This window comes from Akkermansia sp. GGCC_0220 (assembly GCF_017566105.1).
In the GTDB taxonomy this organism is placed as follows: Bacteria; Verrucomicrobiota; Verrucomicrobiia; order Verrucomicrobiales; family Akkermansiaceae; genus Akkermansia; species Akkermansia massiliensis.
On the sequence record NZ_JABFCI010000002.1, the window covers coordinates 115,252 to 133,541 of the forward strand.

The following is an 18,290-nucleotide window of genomic DNA, read 5'->3' on the forward strand; positions in this document are numbered from 1 at the left end:
GCTGCAGGGAGTAGCTGGCTTCCTTCTTCCGCTAAAGAGGAGGTGACGGGAAATTCCATATATCCGGTGCCCGGAAAAGATTTTTTTCCTGGCTTCCCGTAAATAATGGGGCAGTTACGGTATATCCTTTTGGGCGGGCATGTGGTCGTAGCTGGCACCGGCAATGCTTTAGAAAACGGTTTTTTTGGAGTAGGGAGAGAGATGAAAAATCACTGCGGAAAAGGCTACAAGGAATGAAAAGGGAAACCGATTGAATGGTGGATTGCTGACCGGAAGCTTACTCCGTAATTTTAGCCTGTGGCGGCAGGAGTGGAGGAATTGGCGCCGGAAACAAACGCTTCCCGGCATTTCTCCCTTCTTAGGCCATGAGAGGAAATGAGGGATGATGGAAAACAGTTTTCCTGCCTTTCTCATTCTGTTGTTGAGGGAGGGTCTTGAGTGAGAATCTGCTGTTCCTTTCCCGGATAGCCTTTCCGTATTTCACGATTTGCCGCCGTGGAAAAGAAGTTCAAGTTCTGGACAAAAGAAAAAAAAGAAATGTAAATAGAATGTGAATAACAGGTGTATAAATGAAATGGAATATCTGTAAAAAAGTTATGGAATAATCATAAAATAAATGAATTGGATAAATCTTGACCAGGCTTGCAGAAAAGCCTGGTGCCGTTTCCGGTTCAATGCCGGAGAAATTACCCGTGCCGAGCACTAAGGCCCCATTATTCCTTTTCGTTACATATCTTATTGAGCAGCACAAGAAATTGCCGCACGGCAAGCAGGCGTTTAAGTAACCGGAATGAAGACGGATTTCTAATCCGTGGTCAAGTTCCTACCTTGAAGGGAAAGGATTTGAGAAAAAATTCCCGATGGTTCAAAGACATCCATCTGGGAACGGAAGCCTACCGGTTTCGTATGAAACGTAAAATCCCAAGGGAGAGGGAAAGGAACATTTTCCTTCTGTTAACGTACTTTTCAAGGGCCGGGAGGCCCTTATTCCCAGGACTTTCCTCTTCTTTATATCCTGGGGGGATGGTAGCGCTCCCCGGAGAAGAAAGGCTTCTCTGCCGAAAAACCTTACAGGGCTTATGTGACCACGGATTAGAAATCCGCTAAATTGGTTTCAGTGGGTGTTTTGGCATTTTTGGTGTCAGGCCGCTCCAATTAACTACATGATATACGACGAGAAAAACCGGACTTCCCTGACGTGGGGAGGTCCGGTTTTTTATCATGCCAGGGGAAGTTATTTCCTTTTCCGGCAATGGAAATTCATGGGAAACACTCCTTTTCCTAATGATAAATTGGTCATGTGCCTTGAAAAAATATAGAGGAGCCGGAAGGGGAGGAAAGGGACAGGCTTCTCAATCAGCCTCTGCCGGAGGCTGGGGCTTGTCTTCTGGCAAAACGCCGGGAGGCACGAACAGTGCCGTGGACGGAATGATGACCGGAGAGGGAATGTCCGGACCGGACCAGGCAACGGACATATGGTCCGGACCTCCGTCCTCCTTGTGAATCACCACCAGAAAATAAAATCTGCCCGCTTCCAGTTGAACGGGTTCGGAAGCCTGGTTGGGCTGGTTGCTCCAATTATGGGGATCGGAATACCCCTTGACGGTGGCAATGCAGGCCATGTCCTTCTGGGTGGCGTCCTTGCCCAGCCACAGCTCCGCGGAATCGTCGGAAGACAGGTAAAGACGGTACTTGCCGCTGACGGGTACCCGGAGCAGGGCGGAATAACGGGCTCCGTACTGGTCGCCCAGGTTCTCCACATCCAGACTGCTGACCGTGTGAACCGCCGATGCCGCAGTGTCAAAAATCTTCCCGTGCGTCAAATCCTTCACCGATGCTCCCGGAATGCCGAACCATAGCTCCTGCACCACGCCGGGGGAAGGATCTCCCGCGTCAGAGACGCCGGAAGCCGCTTCCGTCAGCATGGCGCCGCACAGGAGGCTCAGGATGGGTAGAATAACGTTCATGAATGAATGGGGCAGGGGGATATTCCCTGCAACGACTACGGAAAGGATAGAGGCAACCTTTCAAAAACGGCGTCATTCCCGGGGTTCAGTGTCATCACGGGGAATATCCTGGTCCTGGCTGCCGTCCTTTTGGCGGCGCGAACCGCTTCTCCAAATCATCCAGCCGATCAGGAATGCCAGAACGCCCAGTCCGGCGACCCTCCGGGGAGTGGAAATGCCGCTGTCTTCCGTTTGGGCCGGTTGCCCCGTGTTTGCGGGAGGCTCCTGGGCATGCAGGGAACCGGCCAGGAAAAAAGCCGCCAGAGCGGCGGCGGAAAGCATGCGATGCTGAAAAAGGAGGCGTTTCATCGTTTATGAAAAGGTAAAACAGGAGTGAACCTTATTCAAACACATTTGTTCCGGCTGTTCCTGTTTCCGGGCATGCGCGGCTTGGAACTTCTTCCCGGTCCGGCATTTCCCGGAAAAAATCGTCCATGGTCATCTTTTTTGCAGAAAAAGCTTGCGTGTCCGCTGCTGTCATGATACTTTTTCCCCGTCCTCAACGGGACGCACCAAGACGAAAGTCAAGGGGTATTAGCTCAGTTGGTAGAGCGCCTCAATGGCATTGAGGAGGTCAGCGGTTCGAACCCGCTATGCTCCACCAAATAAAGGCCTTAAAGCATGAACGCTTTAAGGCCTTTTCCGTTTTATCAACCACATTGAAAGTCTGGCGGTCAGTGTTTGGTGGAAGGAAGAGAAGTGGAACAAAAGATATCATTTCAACATTTGTTGTTTGAGGAGACAATCTTGTTCCACTTCTTGTATGAACGTATGATATTAAGGAAATAAAAAACAGGTTTGAAACGTTGATTCTGTTTTGTTGTCCTTTACTTATTGGCGCGGAGCTGGTCAATCAGTGCCTTTCGGTCTTGGTATGCCTGCGAAGGAATTGTTAGCTTGCCATAATGATCGTCTGCTTTTTTCCAAGCCGCTTCCCACATAGCATCAGATAACGCAGGCAGAGCGGAATCTGGAAGCAATTCTTCCGAATAAGCCATGAATTCCAGTTCATCCGGGGTTTTTGTTCTGAATTCCCCTTTGATTAATTGTGTTACATGCATCCTTTCATGACGCAGGGTGGAAATGCACTTGGCAAAAACTTCCTCCTCGTTAGTAGGGCTTGTCAGTATACGACGCAAATATGCAGGTTTGAACGTGATGCAGGGAGAGCTTTCCGTTCCTCCCGTTTTGGCATGCGCGTGGTCTCCTCCAAAATCTTTCACTTTGAGTTGGTAGGTTTTGTCTCCTTGAAAATAGGTATTGTTCAGAAAGTTGATAGCTTCATCATTTTGATTATTAGTGAGGTATGTTTTAAATGTATCCAGATTGCTCATGATAATTGGTTAGTGTTGACCAGGAATGGGAGGCGGTTGATTCTGCCATGGGAACGCTCAGCCTACAGATTCCGGTAATGTTGTTCCTACTCTTTTATTAGTTGGCTTTTCGGATTCTGCCATGTTGTCTGTCGACACCACGACTTTATCTTTGTTCAGGGCTCGTCCAAGTTTACCCTTTCGAACGGCATTCTCCTTTTTTTAAAATAACGGCGAACTTTTCAAAAGATGGATGCATCGCAAGAATAACGTCATGGAAATAAACGATTCCATCACTCTTAGAGGCAGAAACAGTTCTCTCGTACATGATGACGTTGCAAAAATGCCGCTAGGGTGGGGCGACATGGACAATGATGCATCATCATTTGCTTGTTGGGCCAACCATTTTATCAAGATATATTCTAATCGTGATGTTGGGGTTAAGTGTACTTTTCCCAAGCACAAATATCGCCCGGAACCACTTGAAAAAGGGGATGGGGGAGAATGGATGTGGTTTGTTGTAGCAGGGAATATTGCTGGGGGGACCTTTTCCGGAGTTTGTTCAGTAGATGATGGAATTCGTATTCGAGCTGTTTATCCGGGAGAAGGAGGCGGGAAGAGGGCCGGCACGCACAAGGAGAAATTTTGCTTAAATCAAAGCTGTAGCCTCTGCGAATGGATTCGTCATGGACGGCTTTCAGGTAGAGGTCCATGGTTTGTAGGGGATTTCCCGTTTCCCGGAAACGGATGAGCTGGGGATGGCGGGTGTAGCCTTTTGTTTGTCCCAGCAGGACTTTCCGGGCGAGCAAGCCTTCCCTCCACAGGGCAATCAGGCCGATGGCATCCAGATAGGAAGGGTGGAGTGACCAAAGTCTCATGGTTTTTTGGACTGTGAAAGGTCACACAACGTTGATTCTCCCTGTGCAGCACACGAAAGGCTGCAGAGGAGGGTATGGATTTCAGGCTGTTCCGTGAGAAAGCCGCCGTTTCAGTTCAAGAGATTTTTCCAGAATATCTTTAGTTGCAGGCAATGGCTATTGAGAAATGCGCGGAACCCTGAACTTCCTGAAAATGCCTGTTCTTTGTTATGGTCAAGGGAGACGTTTTGTCATCCCTGGGCTGTCAATGGTTCCGTGTCCATGAAGGTTTTTCCGGACGGCAGAGGATAAATTTCTTTATTCCACGGGCAGACAAACGCTTTATGGCAACAAGCTGCATCACTGGCTCATGCCTCATTCCGGAAGGGAGAACGGGAAAATGCCCCTTGATTCCTATTTGGAATGCTTTTTCATCAGCCGCGCCAGGGTTGGCTGAATGGCTTCCGCCATGAGGCGCTGCCCTTCCGTGTTGGGGTGCAGGGGGCCGGCTTTTTTCCCCTTGATGACGACGACTGCCGGGTCACAGAATAATTCCTCCCGTACCTTGCCGTTTCCATCCAGAAAGACGTCGCGAATGTCCAGAAATGTAACAAACGGATTTTTGGCATAGAGGCGTGCCAGCCTGTCATTGACGGCCATATCCCTTTTGAATTTTTTATCCGGGTAGGCTGCCGCGGCTACGTGCCAGTTGTAGATGTCGCTGGGCAGAATGCCGACCAGGAGAATGGAGGCATGGGGGAGTTTGGAATGGACTTTGTTCACCACGCGGCAGATGCCGTTGAAAGTTTCTTCCTCCGTATTGCCGCGTCCCGTGTCATTGGTGCCGATCATGATCTGGACCACTTTGGGGGAGACATGGTCCAGGATTCCCTTGCCCCCGATTCTTGCCAGGACGTCATCCGTCGTATTGCCGTTGAAGCCTGCATTGAAGGCATTGTAGGGAGCATAGTATTTTTTCCAGATGGGCAGAAAGTCCTGGCAGGGAAGGTTGTCCTTACGGTAGTTGTCCGTGATGGAGTCTCCAATGGCGACCAGATGCACCTGGTCGGGATCCATCCCGTCGATTTTGGCGGGGCGGGGCACTTTTCCTCCCTTGTACTGCGGGTCCATCCGGTGCAGCAGATCGGCGAGTTCATCGGCAAGGATGGAGTAGCCTGTGGATGACAGGTGGATGCCGTCCATGGTGCAGGCCTTGCGAAGCGTACCGGAGTTGCCTTCCTGAAGCACCAGTCCGGGATTGGAGAAAAAGACATGCCGTTTGTCTGCCAGGCGGGAGAGCTGCCTGTTGGTTTCCCTGATGGCGTCAATGAGGTCTTTTTCTTTCCTCGGCAGAATGCCCAGAAGGAGGATTTTGGAAGAAGGGCATTTCCGGCGGATGAGAGAGATCAGGGCCCTGGTGTTGGCGGCGCACGCTCCGGGGGTGTCCTTCCTGTGGCCGAGGTTGTTCGTCCCGATCATCAGGATGATGACCCGCGGAGATATTCCGTCCAGTTCTCCCTGCTGGATGCGGTAGTAGGCATTGTCAACGTAGTCGAACCCGAACCCCATGTTGGTGACGGCATGGGGGCCGAACAGCCTGAACCAGGAGTCCTTCCCATACTGCCCGAAGCCGTCGGCCGGTTCTCCGGCCCAGTGGTGCGTAATGGAGTCTCCGATGAAGACGTATTCCGGCTTGATGTTCCGGTGGCGTTCCTTAACGGCTTCATGGCGCGTTTCCCAGGTGTAGGCATGGTCCCGGTGCTGGGCTTCCGGTTTCAGGGTGGGCGGCAGGGACTCCGCTGCTTCCGATACAGCCGGAATCAGGAGAAACAACAAACAGAGAAGGAGTTTTTTCATGGAAAGGGAGCTTTCAACTTGTTTTGTGTAAACAAGAACATCCCGGTTTGCGCCTTTCTATCTTCTTTTTCCATTCCGCACCGTTAACGGTAAAAAACGGTATCATGCTCCATGGCCGTGAATTGCTCAAGTTATCCTGTTTTCCCCGGAGGAAGACCGCCCGGAGAGTGGAAAACTGTTGGAAAAGGAGCGGCGGAAACTGTCTTTCTGCCTTACGCTTGCCGGAAGGCCCGGGAAATATATGGCAGGAGAGGGCATGCCCAAGGCTTCACATCCCTGTTGCAGGTCTTGTCAGGCCAGGGAGATTTCTCCCTGGATGTCCTCGGCCTCCGGTTCCGGGAGCGCGGGTTCCCGGACGGGGGCCGTTTCCGCGGCGGGGGATTGCTCCGTTCTGGTGTTGATGGCTTCCAGAATCAGTTCCACCGTGCGTTCCAGGCCGTAGTCGGACGTGTTGACGCACAAGTCGTAGAGGCGGGCGTTGCCCAGCTCCTGCCCGGTATAGTGCAGGCAGTGGGTACGGCGGCGGGAATCCATGAGGTCCATGGCTTTGGCTGCTCCGCCAGGCTTCACCCCGTAGTTTTCAGTGACGCGCTGCATGCGCGTGGCCCGGTCCGCATGAAGGAATACGCTGAACAGGTTGGGCCTCCCTTTCAGGATGAAATTGGCGCAGCGCCCTACAATGACGCAGGCCTGCCGGGCCGTGATGTCCCGGATAACTTTGCTCTGGGCCAGGAAGGTGGCGTCTTCCGGTGGCAGTTCCTCCGCCGTGTAAGCGTAGTTCTGCGCATAGAGTTCATGCAGGAAGCGGCTGGAAAGCTGCTGTTCGTGCTTGCGGATGTAGTCCGGAGTAAGGCCGCTTTGGGAGGCGGTCAGGTAGACCAGTTCCGAGTCGTAGAATTGAAGGCCCAGCCGCTCCGCAATCATTTTGCCGATGGCATGGCCGCCTGAGCCGTATTCCCGGTCAATGGAGATGACCAGGGGGGCGTCCGGCGCGTAAGCGGCTGTTTGCGCCAGCGGAAGGACTTCTCCTGCGGCTCCGGGGCGTGCCAGCCGTTCCAGCAGCCTGTCCGGCCAGAAGACGTGCCTGTTGAAAAAACGGACGATCATGCCCACCAGAACGGCGGCCACCACGGTTCCTTCCCGTATGCCCGTCAATCCGGGCAGGAACATGAAGGAGCAGGCTAGGCCGATGCAGACGAGCGTGCAGTCCACACTGGTTTTAACGGCTCCGAATTCCCATTTGAAGAGTTTGACGAAGGCCAGGCTCATGCCTTCCGCCGCCAGCAGAACGGCATCCGCCTTGACTTGCAGAAAGACGCCGAATCCAATGACGGCGCAGCTGAACAGGCAGAGGATTACGGACCAGAGGTATCCGGACGGTTCCAGGGGAGCCATTAGCCACATGGAGAAGTCCGTCAAGGCGCCGAAGATAAAGACGACGGGAATCTGGAGCAGATGCGCCGGACGGAATTGCCTTTTCAGCAGGGCCGCCTGCACGGCGACAAAGCTCAGATGCATCAGGATGGTGACGGTTCCCATCGTCAGCGGGAGCGCCAGGCTGAGCACATACGGCGTGCAGGAGATGGGGGAGACGCCCAGGTTGGCCTTGGCGGACAGGGCGATGCCCAGGGACATGATGAAGAGCGCCACGATCAGGACGAAGCAGCGCAGGATGTGTTCTCCAATGCTTCTCCGGACGTGATGATCTGCCATGATACCGGATGTTAGCTTTTCTGTCAGCGTCAAGTCAAGGGTTCAGGGAAAATGAGGCGGTTTTTTCCTTTTCCCCCTCCTGAGGTTGCCCGCCATAAGCAGGTGGGTATAGCCTGATGAACGGCCTCATGGCTGCGCCGTACTTTCCAGCAGGGAAGGAAAGAGAACCGGTCTTGTAAAAGGGAGCCGTTTTATCTATGCTGCAGGGGGATTCCGGTTCAAGCTTATGTCCAAAAAGAAGGAGAAGGAGGCGAAGACGAACGCCATGCGCCTGCTGGATATGCTGCATGTCCCTTACAGGCATTATTCCTATGAGTGCCGCGAGTTTGTGGACGCGTGGCATACGGCGCAGGCTCTGGGTCTGCCGGCGGAGAAGATGTACAAGACGCTGGTGACGGAGGGCGCGCCGCGGCAGTATTACGTGTTCGTGATTCCCATCGGCGCGGAGCTTTCCTTGAAGAAGGCGGCGCGTGCCGTGGGAGCCAAGGCTCTTTCCATGCTTCCTGTGAAGGATATTACCACCGTAACGGGGTACGTGCGCGGAGGCTGCACCGCTCTGGGAATGAAGAGGAAGTATCCCGCCGTGATTGATTCCAGCGCGGAGGCTCTGCCGGAGATGGTGGTGAGCGGCGGACGCCTGGGCTGCCAGATTGAATTGAGCCCTGTGGATTTATGCCGTGCAGCGGAGGGCTCTTTTGCTGATGTGGCGGAGATTCCCTCCTCGTTGTGATTTCCATTGTCCCGGAAATGCGGACGGAACACGGTAAAAAGCTTTTCCCGGAGGATTTTTTTCTATATTCCTGTTGCAGTCCATTCCTCCGTTGCCATGAGTAGCCGTTCTCACTCCCGTACCTGCCTGGCCCTTTGCCATGTGGCTTTTGAAGATCTCGGTACGCTGGAGCCCCTTTTCAGGAGCAGGGGTTTTCAAATCCGGTACGTCCAGGCAGGCGCTCCGTATCCTTCCGTTCAGGAGTGGCTGGGGGCTGATTGTTGCGTAGTGCTGGGCGGTCCCGTGGGGGTGGGGGATGTGGAACGGCATCCCTATCTGAAGACGGAGCTGGATTTGGTCCGCATGCGTCTGGAGCGTCAACTGCCTTTGCTGGGCGTCTGCCTTGGCGCTCAAATGATGGCCCATGCCCTCGGCGCCCGGGTTTATCCCGGTACGGCCAGGGAAATAGGATGGGGGCCCGTCTCCCTGACGGAGGCCGGGCGCCTGTCTCCTCTCCGCCATTTGGAGGGAACACCCGTTCTGCATTGGCATGGGGATACGTTTGACGTGCCTTCCGGAGCGCGTCTGCTGGCGTCTACGGAGATTACCCCGCATCAGGCCTTTTGCGCAGGGAAGCATGCGCTGGCTCTCCAGTTTCATGTGGAGGCGGACGTTTCCCGGATGGAGGAGTGGCTGACCGGGCATGCCTGTGAATTGATGGCCGCCGGGACGGATATTTGCGGGCTCCGGGCGGCTTCCGTACGTAACGGAACCCTGCTGGCCGGGCGCGCCGCGCTTTGCATGAATGAATGGATGGAGGCTGCCGGCTTATGAGAAGAAAAGACAGGGAAGTAATCCGTCACGCGGATTTGCTGGATATGGTCGCCCGGTTCAAGGTGTGCCGCCTGGGATTGTGGGACGGCAGGGAGGTGTACGTAGTGCCCCTCAATTTCGGTTATGAAGAACGGGATGGTTCCCTGAATCTGTTTTTCCACTGCGCCCGGGAAGGGAGGAAGCTGGATATCCTGCAAATCCGCCCGGAGGTCTCTTTTGAGATGGACGGGGACCATCTGCTGATGGAGGGGGATACCCCGTGCCGGTACAGTTATGCCTACGGCTGCGTCATGGGCCGGGGCGTCGTCGAGTTCCTGCGGGAGGATGAGGAAAAAATCCATGCCCTGAGCCGCATCATGCTGCACCAGACGGGGCGAGAGGCGGCTTTTACCCCCGGCATGGTCCGCGCCGTATATGTTCTGCGTCTCAGGGTGGAATCCATCAGCGGCAAGCTTCATGCGTGTCTGGAACCTCCTCCTGCCTGTTGACGGATTTTGTATGTCTGGAGAAATCGCACCCTTGTTTATCCGCTGGAGCCTGCCGCACTGGGCGGCCCTGGGCGTCGTGGCTCTGGCCGCGGGGGGGCTCCTGTGGGGCTGCCGGAGGCTCAGGATGGAAAAACGCGTGCTGATCGGAAAGGCGCTGGGCGCCGTCTTCCTGCTGACCTTCCTGATTGAAACGTTCGGGCGCATTGTTAGGGAACACTGGGAGCCCTGGCAGGACAGGCTTCCGCTGCACTTTTGCAGCCTGATGACGCTGGTGTGCTTTATTGCCCTGTGGTTCCGCAAGCCCTGGGCGTGCGCCGTGGCGTATTTCGGCGTGCTGACGGCGAGCGTCCAGGGGCTGATTACCCCCATGCTTCACGACGGCTTTCCCTCCGCCGCGTTCTTCGCCTTCTTCGTGGGGCACGGGCTTTTATTGATTTCCGCCCTTTATCTTCCCGTCGTCTTGGGATGGCGCGCGCGTCCGTGGGATGACGTGAAAACGCTGGGCCTGTGCGACGCCTACCTGCTTCTGATTATTCCGGTGAACGTGTGGCTCGGAACGAATTACGGTTTTACCCGGTATGCTCCGGCCGGGACCGTGCTGGAATATTTCGGCCTCGCTCCGTGGTATCTGCTGACGCTTCAGCTTCCGGCCCTGGCCATTCTGCGGCTGCTGTACCTGACTGTCCGCCTCAGGAAAAAGTAGGCAGGGCGTGAGCACAGCGTTTCCGCATATCCGGTGCCCCATCGGTTCCTATTTCAGCGTTTTCAGGTCTTCTTTCGTGAACAGGTGAATGTCCTTTTCACGGGCGTGGCGTATTTTTTCCGCCCATTCCGCATCCGCCAGCAGGGCGCGGCCTACGGCAATGAGGTCGAACTCCCCGGCTTTCAGCCGTTCCACCAGTGGTTCCACACTGGCGGTCTCCGCTTCCGGGCCGCCGTCAAAGGCATTCGTAAAATCCCCCTTGAGTCCCACGGAACCGACGGAGATGGAGGGCTTTCCAGTAAGCTTCTTGGTCCAGCCGGCCAGGTTGAGGCGGGAACCTTCAAACTCCGGTTCCCAGAACCGGCGCGTGGAACAGTCAAAAATGTCCACGCCCGCTTCCGTCAGGGGTGTCAGAAAATCTTCCAGTTCCACGGGGGTGTGCGCCAGCTTGGCATCGTAATGGCCGGTTTTCCATTGGGAGAAGCGGAAGATGATGGGGAACTGGCTGCCGACCGCCTTGCGTACGGCATGGACAATGCTGCTGGCAAAACGGGTGCGGCCCACCAGGTCTCCGCCGTATTCGTCCGTGCGCCTGTTGGTCTCCTTCCAGAAAAACTGGTCGATCAGGTAGCCGTGCGCTCCATGCAGTTCCACACCGTCAAAGCCCAGCCGTTTGGCATCCGCCGCGGCGCGCGCGAAAGCGTCAATGACTTCTTCAATCTTGGCGATGCTCATGGGCTCCGCCGTTTGTTCCAGCGTGTTCACGTCAATTCCGGATGGTCCGATGGGAGGCAGTTCCGGATTGGGCAGGTTCTCTCCCTTGAAGGGCCGGGCCATGCCCACGTGCCAAAGCTGGGGTGCTATTTTGCAATCCGTGGTATGAACGGCTTCCAACACCTTTTTCCATCCCCGCAGGGAGGCCCCGCCGAAGAAATTGGGGTAATTGGAGGAAGGGGAGGCGCTGGGTTCGTCAATAAAGGTTCCCTCCGTGATGATGAGCCCTACTTCATGTTTTGCCCGGCTCTTGTAATAGGCGGCCACCTGGTCCGTAGGAACCCCGCTGGGAGAAAATCCCCGGGTCATGGCCGGGAGAACGATGCGGGTGGGAGTGTCGAGCTTGCGTGAATGAAAAGGCTGGAACAGAATTTCCATGTCCCTGATCTTGAGTTCGTCCTGTGCGTTCATGAGAATAAAAGGCGTTATATCTGAAGCGGTCCGGATATGGGCCGGGATGATACAGGAATGAGACAATTTCCGGCCTCCTCCCGTTCATCCCTGATGCTGGCTGTGGATCATTGATTCGTTTGATTCCGGACTCCCCTCAACCGCATTTGCCGGAAGAGACAGGAAATTCCGGAGCAGGGACTTCCCGTCCGGCGTCAGGATGGATTCCGGATGAAACTGGATGCCGTAAAGAGGGCGGGACCTGTGGCGAATGGCCTGGATGTTTCCCCCGGAATCCCTTGCGGTGACGACCAGTTCCTCCGGCCAGGGGGTGGCGGCAAGACGCCAGGAATGGTACAGGCCTGCGGGGAATTCCTCCGGCAGCCCCTCCAGAAGGGGGCAGCTCTCCGTCCGGCGTAAGGGTTCACGGACCCCGTGAAGCGGCTGGGAGAGATGTTCCAGCCGGGCCCCGAAGCGTATGCCCAGGATCTGGTGCCCCAGGCATACGCCCAGCACCGGAGTGCAGGGGGGCAGGCGGTCCAGAAGGCGGAAGGTTGCCTGGTGGCATTCGTCCTCCACCGTTCCGGGCCCGGGGGACAGGATGAGTTTTTCTCCCGCCTGAACCGCCTGTTCCAGTTCCGGCGAAAGGTTGGAGACCACGCGCGGAACGGCCATTCCCGTCACTCTGACGAGTTCCGCGAGATTCCAGGTAAAGGAATCCCGGTGGTCGATGATCCAGACGTTCGGTTGACTCATGGCGCGCACATGATAGAATAATTCCCGCCAATGTACACACGGGAAGAAACCATCCTCCGCATGAATGCCCTGGGCCGTGCGGAACGTCCGTTCTTCTTTGTGATCTCCCATGATCTGGAGCACAACCTCCTGTTTGAGCTTCCGGAAACGGGGCACGAACGTATGGCGGCTTTTTCCCTGCCGCTGGGAGGCATGGGGGAGCAGGGCAACTGGCCGCCGCTTCCGGAACGGCTGCGGTTCATCCCTTCCCCCTGTTCCATGGCCCGGTATGCGGCGTCCTTCGCCTCCGTCCGGAACCATCTGATGAGGGGGGACTCCTACCTGCTGAATTTATGCGTGGCTACCCCCGTGGAAACCAACCTGACACTGCGCCATCTGTTCCGGTTCGCACGGGCTCCCTACCGGATGCTGCTGGGGCCGGACGCCCGTGTTCCCGGCGTGCATGGCCGCGGCTGCGTCTGCTTCTCTCCGGAACCGTTTGTCACGGTACGCGGGCGGTCCATTTCCACGTTTCCGATGAAGGGAACGGCTCCTGCCGCCACGCAGGAAGCCCGCGACTGGCTGGAGACGGATGAAAAGGAAAACCGGGAATCCGCCACCATTGTGGACCTGATGCGCAATGATCTCTCCATGGTGGCGGCAGATGTGCAGGTCAGGCGCTACCGCTACATCAGCCCGGTAAAAACGCGCGGAAGAACCATCCTGCAATGCAGTTCCGAGATTTCAGGCCGCCTGCCGGAAGACTGGCGTTCCCGCCTGGGGGAAATCCTGCTGAAGCTGCTGCCCGCCGGGAGTGTGACCGGAGCGCCCAAGGAGGCCACCTGCCGGGCCATTGCGGAGGCGGAGGACATGGAGCGGGGGTTTTACACCGGGATTTTCGGTTTCTTCAACGGGCGGGATTTGGATTCCGCCGTCGCCATCCGCTTCATGGAAGAGGATGAAAAGGGAATGGTGTACAAAAGCGGAGGCGGCATCACCGTCATGAGCCGCATGGAAGATGAATACCGGGAAGCTATTTCCAAAGTTTATGTGCCGTTTGATTTTTGAAACCGTCAAATGGGAGGATGGCGCTCCCTGCCTGCTCCCCTGGCACCAGCGCAGGGTGGAAGCCGCCATGGACCTTCACGGAGCGGAAGGCTCCGCCGTTCCCGATCTGGCCTCCGTGCTGTCGGCCTGTCCGGGGCCGGAAGGCCGCGGCATTTACAAATGCCATATCACGTATGATACGCAGGGAAAGGCGCGCCGTCCCGTCTTTGAACCTTACCGTCCCCGGCTGGTGAAAAGGCTGGCATGCGTGGAAATTCCACGGCTGGATTACTCCTGCAAGTGGGAGGACCGGACGGAGCTTCAGGCGGCAGGGCTGGGGTTGGGTGAGGATGAAGAAGTGCTGATCCTCCGGCACGGGCTGGTGACGGATACGCGGTACAGCAACGTCGTGTTCGGGGACGGCTCCTCCTGGGTGACTCCGGAAACTTTTCTGCTTCCCGGCACCAAGCGCGCATTCCTGCTGGCGTGCGGAGCCATTGAAGAGCTTTCCATCAAAGCGGAGGATATAAAGAAATTCCGCTTCTGTTCCCTGATTAACGCCATGCTGGACCCCGGCGACGTGGTGGTGCGGACGGAGGATGTTTTTCTGTAACCGCATAAAAAGTTTAATATGAACGGGGAAGCTCTTCAGTTCCTTTTGTTCAAGCTATGGGGCCTGTCTTTCCACGGTTTCCCTGTTCTTATAGGAAAAAGTCCTCTGCTACACTTCGGAAAAACTTCAGGAACGAAGGCCTCCGCTCCCGGGTGGAGGTGTTTTTTCAAGCCGTGGAAACGTGTCCGATAGCCGCGCTGCTGGGAACAAGAGCCTCCGGCCCTTGTAAAAAGCTTTCTCTGAAAAACTTTTCCTGGTCCACCTGTATAAACCCGTTTTCCATATCCTCGGCAAAAAGGAGCGCCGCAAGCCTTTGCGGCAATTGAATGAAAAATTGAGTGTCGGCGAAGGAATAAAAAAGAAAATGTGGCCTTCGGCCATGATTGGCCAGGCTGCCGTAGAGACCTGCGTCTCTCCAGAAGGTCTTCCTGATAACCGCAGGTGATTGATGTGTCCAGAACAAAAAAGCGGCCGTCCCGTAAAGATGGGACGGCCGCCTGTCGGGAAGCTGTTTTGTTTTTCCTTAAATGGCGCCGCAGTAGTGGGCGCAGAACCACATGGCGCGGGGATGGTGGAAGAAGGACTTCCAGAGGCTGCCCTTGAGGGTGTTTGCCCTGGAGCCGTCCTTGTTCAGGTAGCCGAACCAGTCGCCGTGCTGCACGTCCTGGAAGTGGGAGAAGGCCCAGTTGTGCACCATGTCGTGGCAGATGGCGTAGCGTTCCTCTCCAGTGAGCTTGTAGGCGAGCGTCATGGCAATGAGCGCCTCGTCGTGCGGCCACCAGAATTTCATGTTGTGCCAGTATTCCTGGACGGGCTTGCCGTACACGTCCGTAAAGTAGAGCAGGCCGCCGTTTTCCTTGTCCCACCCGCGCGCGAAAGCCCAGTCGATCATGTCGCAGCCCACCTTGATGAGTTCCGGATCATTGCCGCGGAAGCGGGCTTCCTCCAGCACGAACCAGCCCCCCTCAATGGTATGGCCGGGATTGAGCGTGCGTTCGTCAAAGTGGTCGATGATGGCGCCGTCAGGGCTCACCACTTCCATCACGGCCTTGAGCTCCGGCTTCATGAACAGGGTGCGGAGGTCGTTGATGCAGCGGTCGATCCATCCGGTGTAGAAGCCGTCCTCGTCACCCAGGTACTTGCGCAGTTCCTGGGCGGTCGCCAGCGTAATCATGCGTGTTCCCAGTCCCGTCGTGGGACGGTTCCCGGTGAATTTGGGAACCATCTTGCCGGGGGTGAAGCAGATGTCCGTAAAGACGTCGAACCAGTGGCGCGCGGCTTTTGCGGATTCTTCATTTCCTGCAGCTTTCGCATGGGCGGCAAAGGCGATGGCGGCAAAGGATTCGCTGTACGCATAGCGGCGCTTGCGGATGGGGGTGCCGTCCGCCTCCACATGGAAGTACATGCGGCCGTCGGCAGGGTCCACGCATTTCGCCGTCAGGAAGTTCAGGGCGCTTTCCGCCCATTTGAGCCAGTCCGGGTTTTTCTCAATGCTGTTGTACATGGTCAGCAGCATCCAGGCCATGCGGCCCTGGGCCCACACGGATTTGTCCGTGTCCACCAGGGTGCCGTCCGCGTCAAAGCAGTGGTAGAGGCCCCCGTTCTTTTCGTCGTAAGCGCGCGGGAACCAGAACGGCAGAACGTCTTCCAGAAGCTGGCGGCGGTAGAATGCGCCCAGGGTGGTCAGGTCAAGTGTTGCAGCCATAAGAGGGAAAGCGGTTTAGTTCATGGACCACTGGAAGAAGCCGATGGCTTCCAGCTCGGAGCGGAGTTCCTTGAGCTGTTCCGCGGTGGGGTTGCCCTGCGGCAGGCGGGCGGGACCCAGGTCAACGCCCAGCCAGCCCATCAGGGCCTTGGCGCAGCCCATGTAGCCCTTGGAGGCCAGGATGTTGATCATCTGCACGGATTTCCACTGGCAGTCGCGCGCCGTTTCCACGTCGCCTTCTGCAAAGGATTTCATGAGTTTCTGGTACAGGGCCGGGGCAAAGTTGAAGGAGCTTCCCACAGCGCCCTTGGCGCCTACGGAGAGGGCTCCCGTGAACCATTCGTCCACGCCCCAGGGGATGTCCACGTTTTCGTCGTAGTTCAACGTGGTCTGGTACAGGGCCAGGTCCGGATTGGTGAATTTGATGCCCGCAAAGTTCGGGATCTGTTCCTTGGCCAGCTTGATGAAGTCTACCGGATTGAAACGCACGCCCGTCAGCACGGGAATGTCGTAGTAGTAATAGGGCAGGTCGGGAGCGCCGGAAGCGGCGAAGGCGCAGCATTCCACCAGACGCTGGACAGTGCCTGGCTTGTAGTAGGAGGGGGCAAGGGAGCTGGTCGCCACGAATCCGCATTCCTGGGCAAAGGCGGCCAGTTCGCGGGCGTCCCAGACGCTGTTGGAACCGGTATGGGCGATGACGTCCACGCCGTACTTGGCGGAAGCTTCCTTCCAGGCGGAGTAGATTTCCTTTCGTTCTTCAAGCTGCATGGAGGAGGATTCACCAGTGCTTCCGGTAATGAAAGCCAGCTTGATGCCCTGGGAGGCAAGCAGCCTGGCCTGGGCGTCAACGCTGGAAGGATTCAGGGAACCGTCCGCCTTGAACGGAGTGTGTACGGCGGCCACCAGGCCGTGGAGTTTCAATGACGTGTTCATATTGTGTAGTGATATGAAAATAATTCGGGGAAATGATTACAAATCATCTTGGGAAAGACAACCCCTGAATCCTTTTGAATCAAAAAAGACCACATAAAAAAACGCGCGTTCTCCAAAAAAGAATGCGCGCCGGAGCAAGAGATGCTTCAAAACATTAGCGGACAGCCTGTTGCTTGATGATGGAATACATGGCTTTTGCCAGGGATTTCGCGTGCGTCAGCAGCAAATCTCCATCATAACACCAGATCATCACGCCGCCCAGCTTCTGGGTTTTTACGTACTGGCATTTTTTCTTAATCGTGGTGATGCCGTTAAAGTAGTGCTGCTGGCCGTCGATGGCGCAGAGGTCCGTGCCGGGGGCGATGTTGGGGTAGAGCTGGACGACGTTGGAATAGCCTTTCTGGGCGTCCCAGTTGCGGTTGGAGCGCGTCTCGTTGGTGTAGAACGGCAGGCCGACGACGATTTTGCAGTCCGGAATGTTTTTCCTGCGGATGGTTTGGATGTCGATGAGCATGTCCGGATAGGTGGAGTGCTGTCCGGCGCGGTCATAGCTCATGACGTTGACGAAGTCCAGCAGGTCCATCATTTCACTGGTGGGCGCCAGGTAGTACGGATTGATCGCCGCGCTCAGGGACATGCCGCTGGCTCCCATGGCGGAGCGCACTTCTCCCAGCAGCAGGCAGAAGTTGTACCACTCCGTGCCGTTGTCCGGGTATTCCCAGTCAATGTCTATTCCGTCAAATCCCTTTTCCCTGGCGAAGGAAACGAGCTGGTACGCGAACTGCCGCCTTTTTTCCGCATTTCCCGTGAAAGCCGTCAACCCTCCGTCACAGTGGGCCACGCCCAGAATGATCTTGCTGCCCGCCGTTCCGCGAAGGTTTTTAAGCTTGTCCAGGCCATTCAGGAACTGGGCGTTGTTCTGCCCCGTCAGGTTTCCTTCCGTGTCACATCCCACGTTGAAGTAAATGAGGTCCGTGAATGATTTGAAGTGCTGGGCGGTCAGGTGGTTGGGGTTCCACTGCATCAGGTTGGTGTTGCGGTAGTAGGGCACCACGCGGAATTGGTAGGGATACACCTCCGCGCAGCCTTCCGGGGAAGGATTGGCGACCGCTACATTGGAGTCCTCCAGCAGGGCCACGCCCGTGCAGGAGGCGTCCACCTTGTTCAACCCTCGCGCGCGGGGGTTGAGGTCCACGCACAGCCAGAAGTAGTTGTCTCCTGCGGAGAGCGCGTGGCTTCCCTCGAATTGGAAGGTTTTGGCCCCCTTGGAGATGGTGTTGAGGACGGGGATGGCCCTCCGGTTGGCCTGCTCCGCGTTCGGGGAGAAGTAGGGAGTGGCGCCGGAGTAGAAAATCCGGGCCTTCGCGATGTCGGAGACGGAGGTGGTTCCGGCCATGGAGAAGGTCATTCCCTTCAGGATCTGGCTGGTTTCCGTAACGGTCACCTTGATCTTCATGATGGCCTGGCTGTCCGCGCCCGCATAAAGGATGGAGTGCGTTTGTTCACAGGCTGCTGTGGCGGAAGCCGCGTACAGGGGGGCAGCGCCGGACAGGCCCAGGGCCAGGGCGCACATGCAGGTTTTAAAGGTACTGTTCATGTTTTATTAAGAGATG

The 18,290-nt window shown here is 56.3% G+C and carries 18 protein-coding genes and 1 tRNA gene; 7 read left to right on the forward strand and 12 right to left on the reverse strand.

The window, feature by feature from the left end; translation table 11 throughout:
* Positions 1–1,352: 1,352 nt before the first annotated feature.
* Together HJW02_RS02050 and HJW02_RS02055 are read right to left on the reverse strand one after the other, a co-directional pair.
* Positions 1,353–1,967, reverse strand: a complete 615-nt coding sequence (locus HJW02_RS02050; RefSeq protein WP_102722287.1) for a PA14 domain-containing protein — start codon at positions 1,965–1,967, stop codon at positions 1,353–1,355.
* A 72-nt stretch (positions 1,968–2,039) separates the two neighbouring features.
* Positions 2,040–2,288: a hypothetical protein gene (locus HJW02_RS02055; protein WP_146017779.1), complete on the reverse strand. Its 249-nt coding sequence runs from the start codon at positions 2,286–2,288 to the stop codon at positions 2,040–2,042.
* A gap of 246 nt (positions 2,289–2,534) precedes the next feature.
* On the opposite strand from HJW02_RS02055, the gene HJW02_RS02060 reads away from it, so the two are divergent.
* Positions 2,535–2,610 (forward strand) — tRNA-Ala (locus tag HJW02_RS02060).
* Between the two features lie 223 nt (positions 2,611–2,833).
* Here the strand turns inward: HJW02_RS02060 and HJW02_RS02065 are convergent.
* The 4 genes from HJW02_RS02065 to HJW02_RS02080 form a co-directional block, all read right to left on the reverse strand.
* The gene (locus HJW02_RS02065) at positions 2,834–3,340 is read right to left on the reverse strand and encodes a hypothetical protein (protein ID WP_102722285.1); all 507 of its coding nucleotides are present in this window, start codon (positions 3,338–3,340) and stop codon (positions 2,834–2,836) included.
* 419 nt (positions 3,341–3,759) lie between these two features.
* On the reverse strand, positions 3,760–4,197 hold the full coding sequence (locus HJW02_RS02070; protein WP_102722284.1) for a pyrimidine dimer DNA glycosylase/endonuclease V: 438 nt from the start codon (positions 4,195–4,197) through the stop codon (positions 3,760–3,762).
* 393 nt (positions 4,198–4,590) lie between these two features.
* Positions 4,591–6,033: a GDSL-type esterase/lipase family protein gene (locus HJW02_RS02075; RefSeq protein WP_102752984.1), complete on the reverse strand. Its 1,443-nt coding sequence runs from the start codon at positions 6,031–6,033 to the stop codon at positions 4,591–4,593.
* A 291-nt stretch (positions 6,034–6,324) separates the two neighbouring features.
* Entirely contained in the window at positions 6,325–7,746 is a 1,422-nt protein-coding gene (locus HJW02_RS02080) for a cytidylate kinase family protein (protein ID WP_102722355.1), read from the reverse strand.
* 226 nt (positions 7,747–7,972) lie between these two features.
* Between HJW02_RS02080 and ybaK the strand changes: the two genes are divergently transcribed.
* The 4 genes from ybaK (at position 7,973) to HJW02_RS02100 (ending at position 10,480) form a co-directional block, all read left to right on the forward strand.
* Entirely contained in the window at positions 7,973–8,476 is a 504-nt protein-coding gene (ybaK, locus tag HJW02_RS02085; RefSeq protein WP_022398248.1) for a Cys-tRNA(Pro) deacylase, read from the forward strand.
* Between the two features lie 96 nt (positions 8,477–8,572).
* Entirely contained in the window at positions 8,573–9,289 is a 717-nt protein-coding gene (locus tag HJW02_RS02090) for a glutamine amidotransferase (RefSeq protein WP_102722354.1), read from the forward strand.
* The gene (locus HJW02_RS02095; protein ID WP_180971029.1) at positions 9,286–9,777 is read left to right on the forward strand and encodes a pyridoxamine 5'-phosphate oxidase family protein; all 492 of its coding nucleotides are present in this window, start codon (positions 9,286–9,288) and stop codon (positions 9,775–9,777) included. The genes HJW02_RS02090 and HJW02_RS02095 overlap by 4 nt, the downstream gene beginning before the upstream one ends.
* Before the next feature lie 10 nt (positions 9,778–9,787).
* Entirely contained in the window at positions 9,788–10,480 is a 693-nt protein-coding gene (locus HJW02_RS02100) for a TIGR02206 family membrane protein (RefSeq protein WP_180971028.1), read from the forward strand.
* 48 nt (positions 10,481–10,528) lie between these two features.
* Here HJW02_RS02100 and HJW02_RS02105 read toward each other — a convergent pair whose 3' ends face one another.
* Together HJW02_RS02105 and HJW02_RS02110 are read right to left on the reverse strand one after the other, a co-directional pair.
* Positions 10,529–11,665: an NADH:flavin oxidoreductase gene (locus HJW02_RS02105; protein ID WP_102722281.1), complete on the reverse strand. Its 1,137-nt coding sequence runs from the start codon at positions 11,663–11,665 to the stop codon at positions 10,529–10,531.
* Between the two features lie 84 nt (positions 11,666–11,749).
* A complete protein-coding gene (locus HJW02_RS02110; RefSeq protein WP_180971027.1) occupies positions 11,750–12,400 on the reverse strand; it encodes an aminodeoxychorismate/anthranilate synthase component II in 651 nt (216 codons plus the stop codon).
* Positions 12,401–12,430: 30 nt separating this feature from the next.
* On the opposite strand from HJW02_RS02110, the gene HJW02_RS02115 reads away from it, so the two are divergent.
* Together HJW02_RS02115 and HJW02_RS02120 are read left to right on the forward strand one after the other, a co-directional pair.
* Entirely contained in the window at positions 12,431–13,447 is a 1,017-nt protein-coding gene (locus HJW02_RS02115; protein ID WP_102722280.1) for an aminodeoxychorismate synthase component I, read from the forward strand.
* On the forward strand, positions 13,428–14,039 hold the full coding sequence (locus tag HJW02_RS02120; RefSeq protein WP_180971026.1) for an aminotransferase class IV: 612 nt from the start codon (positions 13,428–13,430) through the stop codon (positions 14,037–14,039). The genes HJW02_RS02115 and HJW02_RS02120 overlap by 20 nt, the downstream gene beginning before the upstream one ends.
* A 166-nt stretch (positions 14,040–14,205) precedes the next feature.
* Here HJW02_RS02120 and HJW02_RS02125 read toward each other — a convergent pair whose 3' ends face one another.
* From HJW02_RS02125 to HJW02_RS02140, 4 genes are all read right to left on the reverse strand, one after another.
* Entirely contained in the window at positions 14,206–14,502 is a 297-nt protein-coding gene (locus HJW02_RS02125; protein WP_102722278.1) for a hypothetical protein, read from the reverse strand.
* Between the two features lie 60 nt (positions 14,503–14,562).
* Positions 14,563–15,744 carry an AGE family epimerase/isomerase gene (locus HJW02_RS02130; RefSeq protein ID WP_022398257.1) on the reverse strand — a complete coding sequence of 394 codons (1,182 nt, stop codon included), beginning with the start codon at positions 15,742–15,744 and terminating at the stop codon, positions 14,563–14,565.
* A 15-nt stretch (positions 15,745–15,759) separates the two neighbouring features.
* Positions 15,760–16,677 carry a dihydrodipicolinate synthase family protein gene (locus HJW02_RS02135; RefSeq protein WP_022398258.1) on the reverse strand — a complete coding sequence of 306 codons (918 nt, stop codon included), beginning with the start codon at positions 16,675–16,677 and terminating at the stop codon, positions 15,760–15,762.
* Between the two features lie 154 nt (positions 16,678–16,831).
* Positions 16,832–18,274, reverse strand: coding sequence for a glycosyl hydrolase family 18 protein (locus tag HJW02_RS02140; protein WP_102722277.1), 1,443 nt, complete (start codon positions 18,272–18,274; stop codon positions 16,832–16,834).
* Positions 18,275–18,290 lie beyond the last annotated feature (16 nt).

What these genes read in the sequence shown, in the direction of transcription:
- ybaK (WP_022398248.1), top strand. Translation starts at nt 7,973, where the DNA reads ATGTCCAAAAAGAAGGAGAAGGAGGCGAAGACGAACGCCATGCGCCTG.
- HJW02_RS02105 (WP_102722281.1), bottom strand. Translation starts at nt 11,665, where the DNA reads ATGAACGCACAGGACGAACTCAAGATCAGGGACATGGAAATTCTGTTC.
- HJW02_RS02140 (WP_102722277.1), bottom strand. Translation starts at nt 18,274, where the DNA reads ATGAACAGTACCTTTAAAACCTGCATGTGCGCCCTGGCCCTGGGCCTG.
- HJW02_RS02080 (WP_102722355.1), bottom strand. Translation starts at nt 7,746, where the DNA reads ATGGCAGATCATCACGTCCGGAGAAGCATTGGAGAACACATCCTGCGC.
- HJW02_RS02095 (WP_180971029.1), top strand. Translation starts at nt 9,286, where the DNA reads ATGAGAAGAAAAGACAGGGAAGTAATCCGTCACGCGGATTTGCTGGAT.
- HJW02_RS02110 (WP_180971027.1), bottom strand. Translation starts at nt 12,400, where the DNA reads ATGAGTCAACCGAACGTCTGGATCATCGACCACCGGGATTCCTTTACC.
- HJW02_RS02070 (WP_102722284.1), bottom strand. Translation starts at nt 4,197, where the DNA reads ATGAGACTTTGGTCACTCCACCCTTCCTATCTGGATGCCATCGGCCTG.
- HJW02_RS02120 (WP_180971026.1), top strand. Translation starts at nt 13,428, where the DNA reads ATGTGCCGTTTGATTTTTGAAACCGTCAAATGGGAGGATGGCGCTCCC.
- HJW02_RS02135 (WP_022398258.1), bottom strand. Translation starts at nt 16,677, where the DNA reads ATGAACACGTCATTGAAACTCCACGGCCTGGTGGCCGCCGTACACACT.
- HJW02_RS02100 (WP_180971028.1), top strand. Translation starts at nt 9,788, where the DNA reads ATGTCTGGAGAAATCGCACCCTTGTTTATCCGCTGGAGCCTGCCGCAC.
- HJW02_RS02075 (WP_102752984.1), bottom strand. Translation starts at nt 6,033, where the DNA reads ATGAAAAAACTCCTTCTCTGTTTGTTGTTTCTCCTGATTCCGGCTGTA.
- HJW02_RS02050 (WP_102722287.1), bottom strand. Translation starts at nt 1,967, where the DNA reads ATGAACGTTATTCTACCCATCCTGAGCCTCCTGTGCGGCGCCATGCTG.
- HJW02_RS02115 (WP_102722280.1), top strand. Translation starts at nt 12,431, where the DNA reads ATGTACACACGGGAAGAAACCATCCTCCGCATGAATGCCCTGGGCCGT.
- HJW02_RS02130 (WP_022398257.1), bottom strand. Translation starts at nt 15,744, where the DNA reads ATGGCTGCAACACTTGACCTGACCACCCTGGGCGCATTCTACCGCCGC.
- HJW02_RS02055 (WP_146017779.1), bottom strand. Translation starts at nt 2,288, where the DNA reads ATGCTTTCCGCCGCCGCTCTGGCGGCTTTTTTCCTGGCCGGTTCCCTG.
- HJW02_RS02090 (WP_102722354.1), top strand. Translation starts at nt 8,573, where the DNA reads ATGAGTAGCCGTTCTCACTCCCGTACCTGCCTGGCCCTTTGCCATGTG.
- HJW02_RS02065 (WP_102722285.1), bottom strand. Translation starts at nt 3,340, where the DNA reads ATGAGCAATCTGGATACATTTAAAACATACCTCACTAATAATCAAAAT.